Here is a 17,173-nt window from a genome sequence, read left to right as displayed (position 1 = left end):
CTTAGTCAACCAAGAACGTAGCGCAAAGCGCCACCACGAACCCCGGGACTCCAGGACCCCAGGACCCCGACACGCGCCGCTAGAGCACGGAGTTCGGATCGACGTCGATCGTCGTGCGGCGCTTCAGCTCCGGCCTGAGGTCGAGCGCCCGCAGGAGGGCCTCGCGCATCGAGCGACGCTGGTGGCCCTTGAGGAAGAACTGCACGCGGTATTCGTCCTTGATCTTCGACATCGGCGCGGGCGCGGGCCCCAGCAGGTGCGCCTTGGGGCCCTGGTGCCGCACCAGCCCGGCAAGCGCCGTCGCATCGTCCATCGCCTGGCCCAGTGACTTGCCACGGACGATGACGTTGATGAGGCCAACGCGGGGGGGATAGTCCATGCGTGTGCGGAACTCGGTTTCCTTTTCGAAGAACGCGGCGTAGTCCTGCGCCGCGGCGGCGCGGACGCTGTAGTGATCGGGATACAGCGTTTGCACGAGCGCCTCGCCGGCCATGTCACCGCGGCCGGCGCGTCCCACCACCTGTGTCAGGAGCTGAAACGTGCGCTCGGCGGCGCGAAAGTCCGCCATGCCCAATCCGACGTCGGCCGAGATCACGCCCACGAGTGTGACCGACGGGAAATCATGTCCCTTCGCAATCATCTGGGTGCCGACGAGGATGTCCACATCGCCGCGAGCGACGTCGCCCAGCACTCGGGCAATCGCGCCACGCCGCCTGATGGTGTCGCGATCGACACGCACTACGCGTGCGCCAGGAAACCGTGTGCGAATCTCGGCCTCGAGCCGCTCGGTGCCCACGCCTGACTGTTCGAGGAACTCTCCGCCACAGGTACCGCAGGCTTTCGGGATCGTCGTCGCATAGTTGCAGTAGTGACACCGCACCCGTCGCGCTGTGCGGTGATACGTGAGGGTCACCGAACAATGCGGGCACTCGAGTGTGGCGGCGCAACTTCGGCAAAACACCACGGTCGCGAATCCGCGCCGGTTCAGGAGCACGAGCGACTGTTCGCCGCGCGACAACCGCAACTCCAGCGCCTCCCACAACGCCTGACTGATCACCACGTCCGCGCCGTGGGCCGCAAACTCGGGCCGCATGTCCACCACCCGCACGTCGGCCAGTGGACGGTTCATCACTCGCTGCGTGAGCATCAGGCGGTCGTAACGACCTGAAGTGGCATTTGCGGCCGACTCCATCGACGGCGTGGCCGACCCCAGCACCACCACCGCGCCTTCCATCCGGCCGCGCACCACCGCCACGTCGCGGCCCTGATAGCGCGGCGATTCCTCCTGCTTGTAGGCGCCGTCGTGTTCTTCGTCCACGATCACCAGGCCGATGCCGGCGAGCGGTGCAAAGACAGCGGACCGCGTTCCCACCACCACGTCCACTTCACCGCGGCGGATGCGATGCCACTGATCATGGCGCTCACCATCCGACAGGCCCGAGTGCTGGATGGTGACGCGACGGCCAAACCGGGCTCGAAACAGCCCGGCAACGGCGGGAGTCAGGGCGATCTCGGGCACCAGCACCAACACGCGTTTGCCTCGCGACAGCACCAATGCGGCCAGCCGCACGTACAGCTCAGTCTTTCCGCTCCCGGTGACCCCCTGCAGCAGCATCGTCTTGAACTGCCCTGCCACAACGGCCTCTTCGAGATGGCGGTACGCCAGCGCCTGCTCAGGGGTGAGATCGCGGGTGCCCGGTGTGTCTCCGCCCAGCGTCCACAGGGATTGCGCGCCGTCGGCAGCGCCCTGAAACGGATCGCGCTCGACCACTTCGTCTCTGAGTCGCACGAGGCCAAGGCGTTCGAGCGAGCGCAATGTGGCGAGGCCCACTCCAGACTTGGTGAGCACAGGCACGGCAATGCCCTCGGGTACTGATGCAAGGCGCGCCAACGCCTCTACCTGCTTCGCGCCTTTCGGCGCGGCAGGCGTTTCGGCGCCTTCGGCAGCCACCACGAGTTCGGCCATCTTCAATGTGCGAAATGCCGTGTTTCCGCCTCGGCCCGACATCGGCGGCAGCGCCACGGCCAGTGCATCGCCCGGGCCTGCGGCGTAGTACTCAGCCACCCACAGCGCAAGGTCCACGATGTGCTCGGGCAGGTACGCGTCTGTATCCAGCACCTCCTCGATGTCACGGAGTGTGCCGGTCTCTGGGGCAATCGCGTTCGAGTCGATGACACATCCGGTGACGATGCGACCGCCGAGGGGGACGAGGACGCGCGCGCCCTTGGGAGGAAGAGGCTGGCCGGGGGCCACCCGGTACGTCAGGCGGCCAAGCCCGGGCACGGGCACGCCCACAGCGACGAGCCGGTCGCTCACGGCCGGTCGTTCAGCAAGGCGCGCACTTTTTTCATGTCTTCCCAGACGTCGCGCTTTTTGTCGGGACTGCGAAGCAGGTACGCAGGATGAAATGTCGGGATGAGACTGGCGCCCTGATACTCATGCACCACACCACGAATGCGCGAGATGGGGGCATCCGTGCGCAACAGCAGGTGCGCTGCGAATGTGCCCAGCGCCACGATGACGCGCGGCCGGACGACGGCGATTTGTTGAGCGAGAAATGGCTCGCACGTCGCCACTTCGTCGGGCTCTGGGTTGCGGTTGCCTGGCGGCCGGCACTTGATGACGTTGGCGATGTAGACGTCCTCGCGGCGCAGCTCGATCGCTTCGATGATCTTCGTGAGCAACTGGCCCGCGCGGCCGATGAACGGCACGCCCTGTTCGTCTTCATCGGCGCCTGGCGCCTCGCCGACAAACATCAGGTCGGCATTGGGATTGCCCGACCCAAACACCACCTGCGTCCGGCCCAGCGTGTGGAGTTTGCAACGCGTGCAGTCGCCGATGTGCGCGCGGAGCGCGCCGAGCGCGGTCGCCGAGTCCGTCTGCACGCCCACCTTCGCTTCGGTTTCCATTGTGGCCTCGGCTTCCGCCTTCGCTTCGGGTTGCACCTGTACCTCAGCTACGGCGGACAAGCCGGCGGACAAGTCCGTGGTCCTGGCCCGCCACTTGGGGTCTGTCGTCACGCCGAGCACGCCGAGGTCGCGGTAGTACTTCAGGTGTTCGCGAATGTCGTCGCGGTCGCTCACGCGCGCACCGCCGGCACGGCGGCAAGCAGCGCCTCCACGCGGTCGAGGATGGCTGCCGCCACGTCGGCCTTCGACATCAGGGGCAGCGCGACGTTGCCCGCCGCGCTGACGAGCGTGACCTGATTGGTCTCCACGTCGAACCCGGCGCCTGGGGCTGTCACGTCGTTGGCCACGATCAGGTCCACGTGTTTCTGTTTCAGCTTGGCCGCCGCGCGTGCCTCCGGTGGTCCCGTTTCAGCGGCGAATCCCACCAGCACCGGCATGGCGGCCTCGCCGCGCGCCTTTCCGAGATCCGCAAGGATGTCGGCGGTGCGTTCCAGTGTGAGCGTCACGGCACCACCCTTCTCGATCTTGGCACTCGACGCGCCGCCGGCCGGCGTGTAGTCGGCCACCGCCGCAGACATGATCACGGCGTCCGCCTCGCGTGATGCCGCCATCATGGCCGCGTGCATCTCGGCGGCGCTGCGCACGCGCGTGAGCGTGCTGACCGCCGGCGGTGGCACCGCGGTCGGTCCCGCGACCAGGTGTACTGAGGCGCCACGTCGCATGGCTTCATGCGCCACGGCAAAACCCATTCGACCGCTCGATCGATTCCCCAGGAATCGCACGGGATCCAGGTCCTCGCACGTCGGCCCCGCGGAAATCAGGATGCGGCGGCCGGCAAGAGTGGAGGGCGCTGCGTCGGCAGACCGCACAAGCCGGTCGGCCGCCTCCGCAATTTCATCGGGTTCGGCCAGACGACCGCGGCCCACCCACCCGCACGCGAGATAACCTTCGCCGGGCTCCACAATGCGCGCGCCACGGGCCACGAGCCGCGCGAGGTTGTCCTGCACGGCCGGGTGTTCCCACATGACGGTGTTCATGGCGGGCGCCAGAAGGAGGGGTGCGCGCGTGGCCAGATGGAGTGCGCTGAGAAAGTCGTCGGCGATGCCGTTGGCAAACTTGCCGATGATGTTGGCCGTGGCCGGCGCCACCACGAGCGCGCGCATGCCGGTGGCCAGCGCAATGTGCTCGATGTCGGAGTTCATGCCCGCAGACCACTGGCTCGTGATCACGGGCCGCCGGGTGATGGCCTCAAACGTCAGGGGGCCGATGAACCGGCGGGCATTACGCGTGAGGATGGCCTGCACGGCGTAGCCGCGCTTCTGCAGAAGGCGGGCCACCTCGACGGCCTTGTAGGCGCCGATGCCCCCGGACACGCCCAGCCCGATCAGGGGCTCGCCGGCCGCCATCGCTGATTACTCTTCGGTGCCTTCGATAGGAAGGTCGACGCGGGGAACCAGTCCCGACGCCACTTCCTGCTGGGCCCGACGGGCAGGCTGAGCCGAGCCTTCCAGCTTGGGCAGGCAGCCGCGCAGCAACTGGTGCGCGCGGGCGGACGCGATGGCCACAAACTCAAAGCGGCTCTCGGGGTTGTTGATCTTGGGTGAATCGGCCATCAGTGCTCCTTGCAAACCATCATTCTACCGCGATTCGGGGGCAAGGAGTCCCGGGTCCAGCGTCCAGGGTCCAGAGTCCAGAGCCTGCCCCGCCGTAGCCTTGGCGGAGGCGGGTCAGGAATTTCTGAATGTATCGATGATCGGCGTCACGGTCGCCCTGCGGCGGGCGAGTCTGGCGCGTTCGGCCACGACAATGCCGGCCAGTTCACCAACGCAGCGCTCAAGCAGGTCGTTGACCACCACGTAGTCATAAGCGGCCACCGCGTCCACCTCACGCCGGGCGGTCTCGAGCCGGCGCAGCATCTCGGCTTCCGGGTCCTTGCTCCGCTTGCGCAGCCGCTGCTCGAGCACCTCAAACGACGGCGGCAACATGAAGACGGCCACGGTTTCCGGCAACCGCTCGCGCACCTGGCGCGCGCCCTGCACGTCGATCACCAGCACCAGGTCCTCGCCCGCCTCGAGCCGCGTAAGTGTCTCGGCGCGCCCCGTGCCGTAATAATTGCCGAACACATCCGCCCACTCGAGAAACGCTTCGGCGGCGATCATCGCTTCGAACGCCTCGCGGCTGATGAAGTTGTAGTCGAGTCCGTCCTCTTCGCCTGGCCGCGCCGGACGCGACGTGTACGACCGCGACATCCGCAACCCGGGCAACACCTGCACCAACTGCTCGACGACGGTGGTCTTGCCGGTGGCGCTCGGGGCCGAGACCACCACGAGCAGGCCGCGTGACGCCTCACTCGGCATTCTGCACCTGCTCCCGCACCCGCTCGAGTTCCGCCTTGGCCCCAACGACCAGTTCGGTGGCCTTGAGTCCCTCGGCCTTGGATCCGATGGTGTTGATCTCGCGATTCATTTCCTGCACCAGAAAGTCCAGCTTGCGGCCGCACGGCTCGGGCCCGCCCGCCAGTTGTCGCCAGTGTTCCACATGCCCGCGCATTCGCGAAATTTCCTCGTGGATATCTGACCGCGCCACGAACTTCACCACTTCCTGGGTGACCGCCGCCGGGTCCTGCTGCATGTCTACGGGCAACGCCGCCAGGCGCTCGCGCAGTCGCGCTTCGAGCGCCGCCTGTCCCTGTGCGGCCTGGCGCTCCACGGTTTCGACAAAAGTGAGCAGCGTCAACAGCCGCGCATCCAGGTCGGCGGCGAGGAACGTCCCTTCGGTTTCGCGCATGATCACCAACGCATCAAGTGCGTCACCCACCGCCTGTTCCACCAGCCCGGCGGTATCATCGCTGACACTCTCACGTTCGGCGGCCGCACGCACCTCAAGCACATGCGGGATGCGGCACAAGTCCGACGCCGACAGTGCACCCGACACCAACCCCTGGGCGCGCGCGCGATCCACCGCCGCGTTGATCTGGGCGAGCAGCCGCTCATTGAGCACCACCTCGCGCGGCGTGTCGTCCACCTGATCCCACGACAAGGCGATTTCCACGCGTCCGCGCGTCAGCCGCTGCTGCACCATCGCCTTGAGGCGCGCCTCCACGGCCGCCAGCGCCGACGGCATCTTCACCTGCACATCCAGGAATCGATGATTGACCGACTTCACGGTCACACTCACCCGCTGCCCCGCCTCTTCACGACTGACTGAGGCAAAGCCTGTCATCGATCGAATCAATGTGTCTCCTCCCGCTCATCCAGCATCTGCAGTGCGTGCAGCCGCGCGTACACGCCGCCTGCGCGGTCGATCAAGGTATCGTGTGTGCCCAACTCGGCCACTTGTCCATCCTCAAGCGCGACGATGAGATCCGCGTGGCGCACGGTCGAAAGCCGGTGTGCAATCACAAACGTCGTCCGATCGCGCATCAGGTTGACGAGCGCGGCCTGCACGGCCTGCTCCGACTCGGAATCGAGCGCCGAGGTGGCTTCGTCGAGGACGAGGATGGGTGCGTTTGTCAGGATCGCCCGGGCAATCGCCAGCCGCTGGCGCTGTCCGCCCGAAAGCCGCTGCCCCCGTTCGCCGATGCGCGCCTCGTAGCCGCCCTCGACCTCCAGAATGAAGTCGTGCGCGTGCGCCGCTTTGGCGGCCGCTTCGATCGCGTCGCGCGACGCGTGCGGGGCGCCGTACGCAATGTTTGTCGCGATCGTGTCGTCGAACAGCACGTTCTCCTGCGTCACCAGGGCAATCTGCCCCCGCAGCGACGCCAACGTCACGTCGCGCACATCCACACCATCGATGAGCAGCGCGCCCTCAGTGACATCGTAAAAACGCGGAATGAGATTCACGAGCGTGGTTTTGCCCGCGCCGCTCAGCCCCACGAGCGCCACGACCTGCCCAGCCCGTGCCGTGAACGACACATGGTGCAGGATGTGTTTGTCGGGCGTGTCGTCGTAGGCGAATCCCACGTCGCGAAACTCCACCGAGGAGCGCAGGGGCGGCAATGGCGCTGCGCCGGGCCGCTCTTTTACTTCGGAGTGGGTGTCGAGCATTTCGAAGATGCGCTGTGCCGCGGCGATCGCCTGCTGGAGTCCCGCATTCACACGACTGAGTTTCTTGATGGGACCGTACATCGAAAACGCCGTTCCAAGAAACGACATGAACTCGCCCGTGGTCAGGTCACCACGTCCGGTGAGTGGGTCGATATTGGCAATCTTGACGGAGGCGTACCACACGGCACCCGCCGCCCCGAGCCCACCGATGAACTCCATCAGCGGCGGCAATGCCGACATCGCGGCCGTGATCCGCATGTTCGTGCGATACAGCTTCTCGCCGACAGCGGCGAATCTCGCGCCCTCGCGCCCTTCCGCGCGAAACGCCTTGACGATCCGATGGCCGGTGAGGCCTTCGGAGGCAACGTGCGTCAGGTGCTCCTGTTGCTCCTGGCTGAGCCGCGTGGTGCTGCGCACTCGCTGCCCCAGGCGCACAAGTGGATAAACGACGAGCGGGACGGTCGCGACACACAGCACCGCAAGGCTTGCATCAAGGTAAAACAAGAGCGCCGCATACCCAACGACGGTGATCGACTCTCGAATCAGGTCAGCCACAGTCTCGGCGGCGGCAGTCTGGACTTGACTGACATCGTTGGTGATTCGTGAGATGAGCTGACCGGAAGTACGTCGGGAGAAGAAGGCCGCGGACTGATTCAGCATGTGGCGGAACAACCGGTTGCGCAGGTCCATCACCACGCGCTGTCCGACTTCCGTCATCAGGTAACTCGAGAAGTACGCGCCAAGTCCCTTGATGGCAAACGCGGCAATCAGGGCTACGGCGACCTGGTTGGCGGTGACGACCGGCAACTGCTGGGTTTCAAGGCGAGTCAGGAGATCGAAAATCAACCTGACGATGAGCATCAACCCGACGGACCCGGCCGCGTAGACGAGCATCGCCAGCACCGCCAGGGCCAGGCGCCCCCGGAAGGGTTTCGCGTACCCGAGCAGGCGCCGGAATTCGTTCACTCTGGGCTGCCGTATCCCTGTGGATGCGCCCGATGCCACGCCCAGGCCGTCGCGACAATCGTGTCCAGATCTCCGTGGCGCGGCGTCCACCCCAGCTCCGCGCGGGCGCGCGCACTGGTGGCGACAAGGCTGGACGGGTCACCTTCGCGGCGCGGTCCAATCGAGTGAGGCACCGGCAGGCCGGTCACACGCCCGACAGCGGCCACCACGTCCCGCACCGACACCCCTTCGCCCATGCCCAGATTGTAGGACGCCGACGGCCTTCCTGCCTCAAGCGCACGCAACCCTGCGACGTGGGCGTCAGCCAGGTCGGTCACATGCACAAAGTCCCTCACGCACGTGCCGTCGGGCGTTGGATAGTCACTGCCGAAAATCTGAAACGGACGCCCGGTCATGGCGGCGCCAAGCGCGCGCGGAATCAGGTGATCCTCCGGCTCGTGGTCTTCGCCCAACAGGCCATCGGGATCGGCGCCGGCTGCATTGAAATAACGAAACACCACGTGCCGCACGCCCTTCGCATCGTCCAGGTGCTGCAGGAAGCGCTCCACCACCAGCTTCGATTCACCGTACGGATTGATCGGCTGCTGGCGATGTGATTCGTCGATGGGGATGGTCTGCGGCTCGCCAAACGTGGCGGCCGTTGACGAGAAGACAAATCGCGAAACCCCGGCTTCGGCCATGGCCGAGAGCACCGTCAGGCCACCAACGACATTTGTCTCGTAGTACTTGGCCGGCTCACGTACGGATTCGCCCACCGAGAGGCGCGCAGCAAAGTGGAGCACGGCCTGCGCCCGGCTTTCCCGAAGCGCCTGAAGCACGCGGGCTCGATCGAGGATGTCGCCTTCAATCAGGGTCACGCTCCGCTCCGGCACGGCCCGTGCGATTCGTGCGACGGCTTCGCGATGGCCGGCCATCAGATTGTCGTAGACGCACACGTCGTATCCAGCCAACGCCAGCGCCTTGACGGCATGGCTGCCGATGTAACCTGCGCCGCCGGTAACGAGGACGGCCTTCGGGTCCGCCTGGTTCATGGACGGCCGATCGACTGGTACGTGAACCCGAGTGCCCGCACCTGCTTCGGGTCGTACAGGTTACGTCCGTCGAGAATCACGGGCCGCTTCATGGCTTTCTTCATCTTCGCAAAGTCCGGTTCGCGGAACTCGTTCCACTCGGTGACGATGAGCAGGGCGTCGGCGCCGGTCAGCGCCTGATAGGCGTGTGGCGCGTACGTGATGGACGTACCGAAGATCCCGCGCGCCACTTCCTTGGCCTCGGGGTCATAGGCCTGCACCTTGGCGCCGCGCGCCAGCAGCCCTTCGATGATCGGGATGGCCGGGGCCTCGCGCATGTCATCGGTCCGCGGCTTGAACGCCAGTCCCCACACCGCAATGGTCTTGCCGGCCAGCGACTTGGCGCCTTTGCCGAAAAACGCGTCGACCTTGAGCAACAGGCGCTGCTTCTGTGTGGCGTTGACGGCCTCGACGGCCTCGAGCACGCGGAACCGGTATTTCTTGTCCGCCGAAAACTTCACGATGGCCTGCACGTCCTTCGGGAAGCAACTGCCCCCGTACCCGACGCCGGGAAAGAGGAATGCCGGCCCGATGCGTTTGTCGGTGGCCACCGCCTGGCGCACCATGTCCACGTCCGCTCCGAACAGTTCGCACACATTGGCGATCTCGTTCATGAACGAAATGCGCGTGGCGAGCATGGCGTTCGCGGCGTACTTGCACAGTTCGGCGCTCGGACAATCCATCACCATGATGGGCGCGCCCGTCCGCGTAAACGGCCGGTACAACTCCACCATCAGATCGGCGGCCTTCTGGTCGGTCACGCCCAGCACCACACGGTCAGGTTTGAGGAAGTCGTCCACCGCCGCGCCCTGCTTCAGGAATTCGGGGTTGCTCACGACCGAAAACGGATGGGTGGTCTCGCGACGGATGGCCTCGCGTACGAGTTCAGATGTGCCGACCGGCACGGTGCTCTTGTCCACGATGACGCGGTATCCGGTCATCGCGCGCGCCACTTCGCGGGCCGCACCCAGCACGTGCTGCAGGTCCGCCGAGCCGTCTTCGCCCATCGGCGTCCCGACCGCGATGAAGATCACGTCAGACTTGCGGACCGCGGCCTTCAGATCGAGGGTGAAGGTCAGGCGCTTTTCTGTGGCGTTGCGCTTGACCAGTTCCTCGAGGCCGGGCTCGAAGATCGGGATCTTGCCGCGTCGCAACGCCCGGACTTTTGCGGCGTCCTTGTCCACACAGACGACCTGGTTGCCTGTCTCCGCAAAACACGCGCCGACCACCAGGCCGACGTATCCCGTTCCCACCACTGCAATCCGCATGCACGCCTCTTCGTTACCGGCTCAAAGTCCTGAAACTATCATGCGCTTCCAAAACCTGTCAATCAGTTGGCAGATAAGGAGTTACGGCACTCGTGATACCATCCAACCCGGCTCGCCCTTGCGGATTTTGCTCGACTATCGACCGGCGCTGCGCCAGCGAACCGGCGTCGGCGAATACGTGCATGAACTGGCGCGCGCGCTTGTCGGCACCGCGTCGCCCGGCCGGCCCGAAACGCTGACGCTCTTCTCATCATCGTGGCAGCATCGGCTGGCAGCCGACGTGGTGCCCGGGGCCACCGTCATCGACCGGCGTATTCCGGTGCGCGTACTGAATCTGCTCTGGCATCGTGCCGGGTGGCCCACCGTGGAGCGCCTCACCGGCGGCGCTTTCGACGTCGTGCATTCCGCGCATCCGTTGCGGCTACCCTCGGACCGCGCGGCACAGGTGGTGACGGTGCACGACCTGGATTTCCTGACGCATCCCGAGCGGACGACGGCCGAGATCAGGCGCGACTACCCGTCACTGGCACCCGCGCACATCAGGGGCGCCGACGCCGTCGCCGTCGTGTCGCAACATACGGCATCGGAAGTCGTTCGACTGACGGGCGTCGCGCGCGAGCAGATCTTCGTCTGCCCCCTGGGCCGCCCCGACTGGGCGCCGCGCGACGCCGAGCCGGCGAATGCCCCCTTGCTCTTTCTGGGCAGCATTGAACCGCGCAAAAACGTGGGCCTCCTGCTGGACGCCTATGAGCGGCTCAGGGCCACGCGCGAGGCACGGGGAGTCACGACACCTCGACTGATTCTGGCCGGCGGCGCCGGCCTCGACTCGGGCCCCATCCTGAGTCGCGCGGCAGCCCCGCCGCTGGCCCCGCACGTGACCGTCCTTGGCTATGTGGCGCCCGAGGCCCGGCAATCGCTCTACGCGTCGGCGATGGCGTGCATCCTCCCGTCGCATACGGAAGGGTTTGGTCTGCCTGCCCTTGAAGCCATGACCATGGGCGTACCTGTGGTGGTGGCAGACCAGGGCGCGCTGCCGGAGGTGGTCGGCACTGCCGGCAAGCTGTTTCACGCGGGTGACGCCGATGCGCTTGCGGCCGCACTCGACGCGGTGGTTTCTGCTGCCGACGATCGCCTGCGCATGCGGGAAGCCGGCCTGGTGCAGTCACGCCTCTTCAGTTGGACGAACACCGCGGACCGCACGCGTGAGGCCTGGGCCCACGCGCTCGAGCGAAAGGCGCGCCGTGGCTGACGCCGGCGCAGCGCGCCACATTGGACGTGGTGCACCGCACCACATAGGGATCGACGCCCGCGAGATCGCGGGCTCACCGACGGGCGTCGGCCGGTACCTGGCCGGCGTGCTTCAGGAGTGGTCGCGGTCTGGTTTCCCACATCGTGTGAGCCTGTTCCTGCACGGCGATCCGCCGGCGTGGGTGCGGGACCTGTCATTCGCGTGCGACGTGGTGATTGACCCAGCCGAAACCGCTGGCACCCTGTGGGAACAGCGACGGCTGCCCGCGATGGCCGCGCGCGCCGGTGTGGACGTGTTGCTCGCGCCCGCGTACACCGCTCCCCTGCGACTGGGCTGCCCCTTCGTGCTGGTCATTCACGACCTCTCGTACTTCGCGCAGCCGCGCGGATTCGGATGGCGCGAAGGCCTGCGGCGCCGTGTCGTGACCCGCGCCGCCGCGCGGCGTGCCGCGGCGGTGGTCACCGTCTCACACTTCTCGGCCACCGAAATCCATCGCTATCTCGGGCTGCCGCTCGAAGACATCGTGCTGGCTCCGCAAGGCGCGCCGGTGTGGCGCGGCGGACTTCCCGCCTCCGGCCGGGAACCTCTGGTTCTCTCTGTCGGAACGCTCTTCCATCGGCGGCACACGCCGGAGTTGCTCCAGGCGATGGCGTTGGTGCGCACGCGCGTGCCTGATGCGCGGCTGACGCTCGTGGGCGGCAATCGAACACACCCTCTCTTTAATCCCGCCGCCACCGCAAACGCACTGGGGCTCGGTTCCGCGTTTACGTGGCGGCCGTATGTGTCGGACGACGAGCTTGATGAACTGTACCGGTCGGCCCGTGTGTTTGCGTTCCTTTCGGACTACGAAGGTTTCGCGATGACACCGATGGAGGCCGCCGCGCACGGGGTGCCGAGCGTGCTCCTCGATACGCCGGTCGCACGAGAGGTGTACGGCGATGCTGCCCTGCGGGTGGCGCTGGACGTGCCCGCTATCGCCAACGGCCTCACGACATTGCTGACTGATGCCGGCGCGCACGCCGCCGCCGTGGATCGCGGCCGCGACCGGCTAGCATCGTTCACCTGGTCGCGCACCGCGTCCGTGCTCCGCACGACGCTGGAACGCGCGGTCCATGGGGAGTCGCCCGCGTGACCCCCCAACTCGACATCATCATCGTCAACTACAACACCGCGGCTCATCTGGTGGCGTGCCTCGCGGCGTTGCGGGACGCGCCACCGGCGGTGCCTCACCACATCTGCGTGGTGGACAACGCGTCGACCGACATGAGCCTGGCCTGGGTCACAGAAAAATGGCCCGATGTTGAGATGGTGTCGTTGCCCGAGAACGTCGGGTTCGCGGCGGCCAACAACGTGGGCATCAGGCGCACGTCTGCCCCGCTGATTCTGCTGCTCAACAGCGACACCGTGGTGCCCGAGGGCGCCATTGATCGACTGGTCGCACGGCTCGAGGCCACAAGCGTCGTCGCTGCGGGACCGCGACTGATTGATGCCACCCGGTCGCCCGAAGTGTCGTTCGGGCCGATGCTCACGCCCTGGAGCGAGGCCGTGCAGCGGCTGCGTGTGAAGCTGGCCGCAAGCAAGAGCCCCTGGGCCCGGCGATACATTGCGCGACATGTCTCGCAGGAGCGGACCGTTGACTGGGTCTCAGGCGCGTGCCTGCTGGTGCGCCGCGCTGCCGCTGAAGAGGCGGGGCTGCTCGACGAACGCTACTTCATGTACGAGGAAGACGTGGATTTTTGCGCCGCGTTGCGCGCGCGTGGTGGCCGCATCCTCTTCACGCCGGCCGCCGAAATCCTGCACCTGCGCGGCGGCTCATTCGCCGCCACGGGCCAGGCCGTATCCCCGATCTACGACCGAAGCCACCTGCGGTTCTACGAGAAACACTCACCGCTCTGGGCTCCGCTGCTGCGGGCGTGGCTCGCGATGCGCGGCCGCGCCATTCGATAGAATCAGTCTTGTGGTTCCCGTCCGCATAGCCATCGACGCGCGCAAGCTGCATGACTACGGCATTGGCACGTACGTCCGCAACCTTGTGCGCGAGTTCGGCAAGCAGGACACGCCGGAACACTACGTCCTCATCTGCCGGCCCGACGATGTGGAGTTTGTGCGATCGCTGGGGCCACGATTCGAACCACTCGTCGATCGCTCGCCCAACTACTCGGCCCGTGAGCAAATCAGTGTGCCCCTCGACGTGCGGAGAGCACGCGTGCAACTCTTCCACGCGCCCCACTACGTGGTGTCGCCGCTGACGACCGGCCCTGTGGTGGTGACCATCCACGACTGCATCCACCTGCGATTCCCGCAGTACCTCCCGAACCGCGCCGCGTACGCCTATGCCCGCACGTTCATGGCACTCGGCGCACGGCGTGCAAGCCGGGTGATTACGGTATCGCAGGCGAGCAAGGACGACATCCAGCACTACCTGCACACCCCCGCCGACAAGATTGACGTGATCCACAACGGCCTGGACCTGCGGTTCCTCGAACCACCCGACCAGGCCGAGGTCGCCCGCGTGCGCGATCGGTTCATGCTGAACGCGCCATTCGTGCTCTACGCCGGCAATATCAAGCCGCACAAAAACGTGGACCGCCTCATCGAGGCCTTCGCGCTCATGCGCAAGACGGGCCACGAGGACGTCAAGCTCCTGATCATTGGCGACGAGTTGTCGAAGTACCCCAACCTGCGGCGCCTGGTGCACCGCCATCACCTGCATCAACACGTGCGGTTCCTGGGCTTTGTGCCCGCCGCCACACTGGCCGCGCTCTATCAACTGGCCCGGGTCTTTGTGTTTCCGACACTGTCTGAAGGCTTCGGGTTTCCGCCGCTCGAGGCCATGGCCAGCGGCACCGCCGTCATCACATCCAATGTGTCGTCACTGCCCGAGGTGGTGGACGACGCCGCCGTGCTCATCGATCCGCTGGACCCGGCCGCGCTGGCCGCCGCGATGTGCCGGGTGCTGGGAGACGACGCGCTGCGCGCCGACCTGGTGCGACGCGGGCACATCCGCGTGAAGGCCTTTTCCTGGGCGCGGGCGGCCGACGCCACGCGCGCGGTCTACCGCCAGGTGATCGGTGCCTGACAAGGTCGTGCACCGCACGACACAGAGTGTGGTGCTGATCCACGACTGGCTGACCGGGATGCGCGGCGGCGAGAAAGTGCTTGAGTCGCTGTGCCGGCTGTATCCCGACGCAGATCTGCTGACGCTTGTGCACGTCCCCGGTTCGGTCACGCCCGTCATCGAACACCGCAAGGTGCGATCGTCACTCATCAACCGCCTGCCGGCGCCGGCACGGTGGTATCGCCACTACCTGCCGCTGTTCCCGTTCGCCATCGAGCAGTTCGACCTCGACGACGCGACGCTTGTGGTGTCCACCAGCCACTGCGCGGCCAAAGCCGTGGTCCCCACAGGGCGAGCCGTGCACGTCTGCTACAGCCACTCGCCCATGCGCTACGCGTGGGACCAGTTCCCGTCGTACTTCGGTCCGGAGCGCCTCGGCCACCTTGGGTCCGCTGCTGCCCGGCATGTGGTGTCGTGGCTGGCGCGCTGGGATCGGGACACCGCACCGCGCGTCAATCGCTTCATCGCCAACTCGGCTTACGTTGCGAGGCGCATTCAGCGGTACTATAATCGTCGGGCCGCCGTACTCCACCCGCCTGTGGACACGGGGTTCTACACGCCAGGCCACGGGGCTCCTGGCGACTACTTCCTGGTGGTTTCTGCGCTCGTGCCCTACAAGCGAATCGATACAGCCATTCGTGCCGCCGCCATCCTGGGAGCGCGGCTCAAAATTGTGGGGACCGGCCCCGATGCGGATCGGCTCCGCGCCATCCCTGCCACAGGCATTGAATTCCTTGGCCACGTCGGCGACAACGAACTGCGCGACCTGTACCGGAATGCGCGGGCACTGGTGCTGCCCGGCGAGGAAGACTTCGGGATTGCCCCGGTGGAGGCGCAGGCCTGCGGCCGGCCGGTGGTAGCTCTGGGGCGCGGCGGCGCCTGTGAGACCGTCGAACACGGCGTCTCGGGGTGGCTGGTGGAACCCGGCGACGGCGACGCTGTGGGCGACGCCTCCCGCTTCGCGGAGGCCATGGGCCAGGTCGAGAACCTGCCGTTGTCGCCGGAAGAATTACATGCCCGCGCGTGCGCCTTCAGCATCGATCATTTTGATGCGGGCGTGGCACACCTTGTGACCGAAGCGCTGGAGCGCCCGCACGCATGGTGAAACGCTTCAGCCGCCTCTTCGTCGTGTTTCACATCCTGTCCGACATCCTGACCGCGGCGGCGGCGTTCCTGCTGGCCTACGCCATTCGATTCCAGACTGGACTCATCGAAACACCGAAGGGCACGCCGCCGCTTGAACAGTACCTGACCGTGTTGCCGTTTGTGGCGTTCATGGTGCCGGTGGCGTTCCATCTCCAACGCCTGTATCGCCTGCGACGCGGACGGTCGCGGATGGACGACTTCTTCGCGGTGCTCGTGGGCAGCCTGCTCACCGTGCTGCTGGCCCTGGTGGGCACGCTCTACGTCCAGACCTATCACCTGAGCGACGCCCGCAAGGCCCTGGGCTATCTGGAAGTGTCGCAGTGGGTGTGGGTGCTGTTCCTCGGCCTCAACGTCGCGTTTGCGTTCGCGTCGCGCGAGTTCGTGCGCTGGCAGCTGCGCCGCCGCTGGCGCAAGGGCATCGGTCTTCGACGCGTCCTCATCGTCGGCGCCAGCGATCTGGGCCGGATGGTGGCCGACCGCATTCTCCAGCACGGCGAGCTCGGGTTCAGGCTCATTGGTTTTGTGGACGACCGCGCCACAACTAGTGACACCATCGGGTATCGCGGCCTGCCCATCCTGGGAGCGCTGGCCGAGACCTCGGACATCTGCAGCCGCGAGCACATCGACGAGATCTATGTGGCGCTGCCGCTGGAAGAACACGTCAAGATGCTCGGCGTGGTCGAGATGGCGAGCCGCGAGTGCATCGAGATTCACGTGGTGCCGGACCTGCTGCAGTTCATCGCGTTGCGGGCGCGACTGGAAGACCTGGATGGCATGCCGATCATCTCGATCAACGACATGCCGCTGCGGGGCTTCAACAGCCTGCTGAAGCGGGCCGTGGACGTCGCCCTGTCGTTAGGGGTGATCGTGGTGGGCGCGGTGCCGGCTCTGCTCGTGGCGCTTGTCATCAAACGCAGCTCGCCCGGCCCGGTCTTCTACACCCAGGAGCGCATGGGTCTGGACGGCAAGTCGTTCACGGTCTGGAAATTCCGGTCGATGCCGATCGATGCCGAAGAAGTGACGGGCCCGATCTGGGCGCGCGACGACGACCCGAGGGCCACGGCGGTGGGACGCTGGCTGCGCAAGACCGACATGGACGAGTTGCCGCAGTTCTGGAATGTGCTGAAGGGCGACATGTCCATCGTGGGCCCGCGACCGGAGCGACCGTTTTTTGTGGAGCAGTTCAAGCACCAGATCCCCCAGTACATGCTGCGCCACAAGGTCAAAGCCGGCATCACAGGCTGGGCGCAGGTCAACGGCTGGCGCGGCAACACGTCGCTGGAAAAACGTATCGAGTTTGACCTGTACTACATCGAGAACTGGTCGATCAGTCTCGACTTCAAGATCATGTGGCTCACCGTCATGCGGGGCATCCACCGCGCGGCATACTGACAGTTATT

15 protein-coding genes are annotated in these 17,173 nt (G+C 66.2%); 6 read left to right on the top strand and 9 right to left on the bottom strand.

From position 1 onward, the window contains the following. Window positions 1-79: 79 nt before the first annotated feature. The 9 genes from priA to IPL75_03105 all read right to left on the bottom strand — a co-directional run bounded on the left by priA (window position 80) and on the right by IPL75_03105 (window position 10,260). The gene (gene priA, locus IPL75_03145) at window positions 80-2,317 is read right to left on the bottom strand and encodes a primosomal protein N' (protein MBK9239262.1); all 2,238 of its coding nucleotides are present in this window, start codon (window positions 2,315-2,317) and stop codon (window positions 80-82) included. Then, on the bottom strand, window positions 2,314-2,910 hold the full coding sequence (locus IPL75_03140; protein MBK9239261.1) for a uracil-DNA glycosylase: 597 nt from the start codon (window positions 2,908-2,910) through the stop codon (window positions 2,314-2,316). Before IPL75_03140 ends, priA begins: the two co-directional genes overlap by 4 nt. 170 nt (window positions 2,911-3,080) lie before the next feature. Continuing rightward, window positions 3,081-4,316 carry a bifunctional phosphopantothenoylcysteine decarboxylase/phosphopantothenate--cysteine ligase CoaBC gene (gene coaBC / locus IPL75_03135; GenBank protein ID MBK9239260.1) on the bottom strand — a complete coding sequence of 412 codons (1,236 nt, stop codon included), beginning with the start codon at window positions 4,314-4,316 and terminating at the stop codon, window positions 3,081-3,083. A 6-nt stretch (window positions 4,317-4,322) separates the two neighbouring features. Next, window positions 4,323-4,523, bottom strand: a complete 201-nt coding sequence (locus IPL75_03130; GenBank protein ID MBK9239259.1) for a DNA-directed RNA polymerase subunit omega — start codon at window positions 4,521-4,523, stop codon at window positions 4,323-4,325. A 114-nt stretch (window positions 4,524-4,637) separates the two neighbouring features. Further along, window positions 4,638-5,267, bottom strand: a complete 630-nt coding sequence (gmk, locus tag IPL75_03125) for a guanylate kinase (protein MBK9239258.1) — start codon at window positions 5,265-5,267, stop codon at window positions 4,638-4,640. Continuing rightward, window positions 5,257-6,132, bottom strand: coding sequence for a YicC family protein (locus IPL75_03120; protein ID MBK9239257.1), 876 nt, complete (start codon window positions 6,130-6,132; stop codon window positions 5,257-5,259). Before IPL75_03120 ends, gmk begins: the two co-directional genes overlap by 11 nt. 8 nt (window positions 6,133-6,140) lie before the next feature. Continuing rightward, the gene (locus IPL75_03115; GenBank protein MBK9239256.1) at window positions 6,141-7,922 is read right to left on the bottom strand and encodes an ABC transporter ATP-binding protein; all 1,782 of its coding nucleotides are present in this window, start codon (window positions 7,920-7,922) and stop codon (window positions 6,141-6,143) included. Beyond that, entirely contained in the window at window positions 7,919-8,953 is a 1,035-nt protein-coding gene (gene galE, locus IPL75_03110; protein ID MBK9239255.1) for a UDP-glucose 4-epimerase GalE, read from the bottom strand. The genes IPL75_03115 and galE overlap by 4 nt, the downstream gene beginning before the upstream one ends. Next, entirely contained in the window at window positions 8,950-10,260 is a 1,311-nt protein-coding gene (locus tag IPL75_03105; protein MBK9239254.1) for a UDP-glucose/GDP-mannose dehydrogenase family protein, read from the bottom strand. Before IPL75_03105 ends, galE begins: the two co-directional genes overlap by 4 nt. Window positions 10,261-10,378: 118 nt before the next feature. Here IPL75_03105 and IPL75_03100 point away from each other — a divergent pair, with 118 nt between their 5' ends. The 6 genes from IPL75_03100 to IPL75_03075 are packed head-to-tail and all read left to right on the top strand — an operon-like array spanning window position 10,379 to window position 17,165. Beyond that, the gene (locus tag IPL75_03100; GenBank protein ID MBK9239253.1) at window positions 10,379-11,509 is read left to right on the top strand and encodes a glycosyltransferase family 4 protein; all 1,131 of its coding nucleotides are present in this window, start codon (window positions 10,379-10,381) and stop codon (window positions 11,507-11,509) included. After that, window positions 11,502-12,641 (top strand): glycosyltransferase family 4 protein, encoded by a 1,140-nt coding sequence (locus tag IPL75_03095; protein ID MBK9239252.1) that lies wholly within the window; start codon window positions 11,502-11,504, stop codon window positions 12,639-12,641. The genes IPL75_03100 and IPL75_03095 overlap by 8 nt, the downstream gene beginning before the upstream one ends. After that, on the top strand, window positions 12,638-13,456 hold the full coding sequence (locus tag IPL75_03090) for a glycosyltransferase family 2 protein (GenBank protein ID MBK9239251.1): 819 nt from the start codon (window positions 12,638-12,640) through the stop codon (window positions 13,454-13,456). Before IPL75_03095 ends, IPL75_03090 begins: the two co-directional genes overlap by 4 nt. Before the next feature lie 10 nt (window positions 13,457-13,466). Beyond that, on the top strand, window positions 13,467-14,588 hold the full coding sequence (locus IPL75_03085; protein ID MBK9239250.1) for a glycosyltransferase family 4 protein: 1,122 nt from the start codon (window positions 13,467-13,469) through the stop codon (window positions 14,586-14,588). Beyond that, complete coding sequence (locus IPL75_03080) at window positions 14,581-15,732, top strand: glycosyltransferase (GenBank protein MBK9239249.1); 1,152 nt, start codon at window positions 14,581-14,583, stop codon at window positions 15,730-15,732. Before IPL75_03085 ends, IPL75_03080 begins: the two co-directional genes overlap by 8 nt. Beyond that, entirely contained in the window at window positions 15,726-17,165 is a 1,440-nt protein-coding gene (locus tag IPL75_03075) for an undecaprenyl-phosphate glucose phosphotransferase (GenBank protein MBK9239248.1), read from the top strand. The genes IPL75_03080 and IPL75_03075 overlap by 7 nt, the downstream gene beginning before the upstream one ends. Window positions 17,166-17,173: the final 8 nt, after the last annotated feature.

Source organism: Acidobacteriota bacterium, assembly GCA_016716905.1.
Lineage (GTDB): Bacteria > Acidobacteriota > Vicinamibacteria > Vicinamibacterales > SCN-69-37 > SYFT01.
The sequence above is the reverse complement of the archived record's forward strand: the minus strand, read 5'-3'. Positions and strand labels throughout refer to the sequence as shown.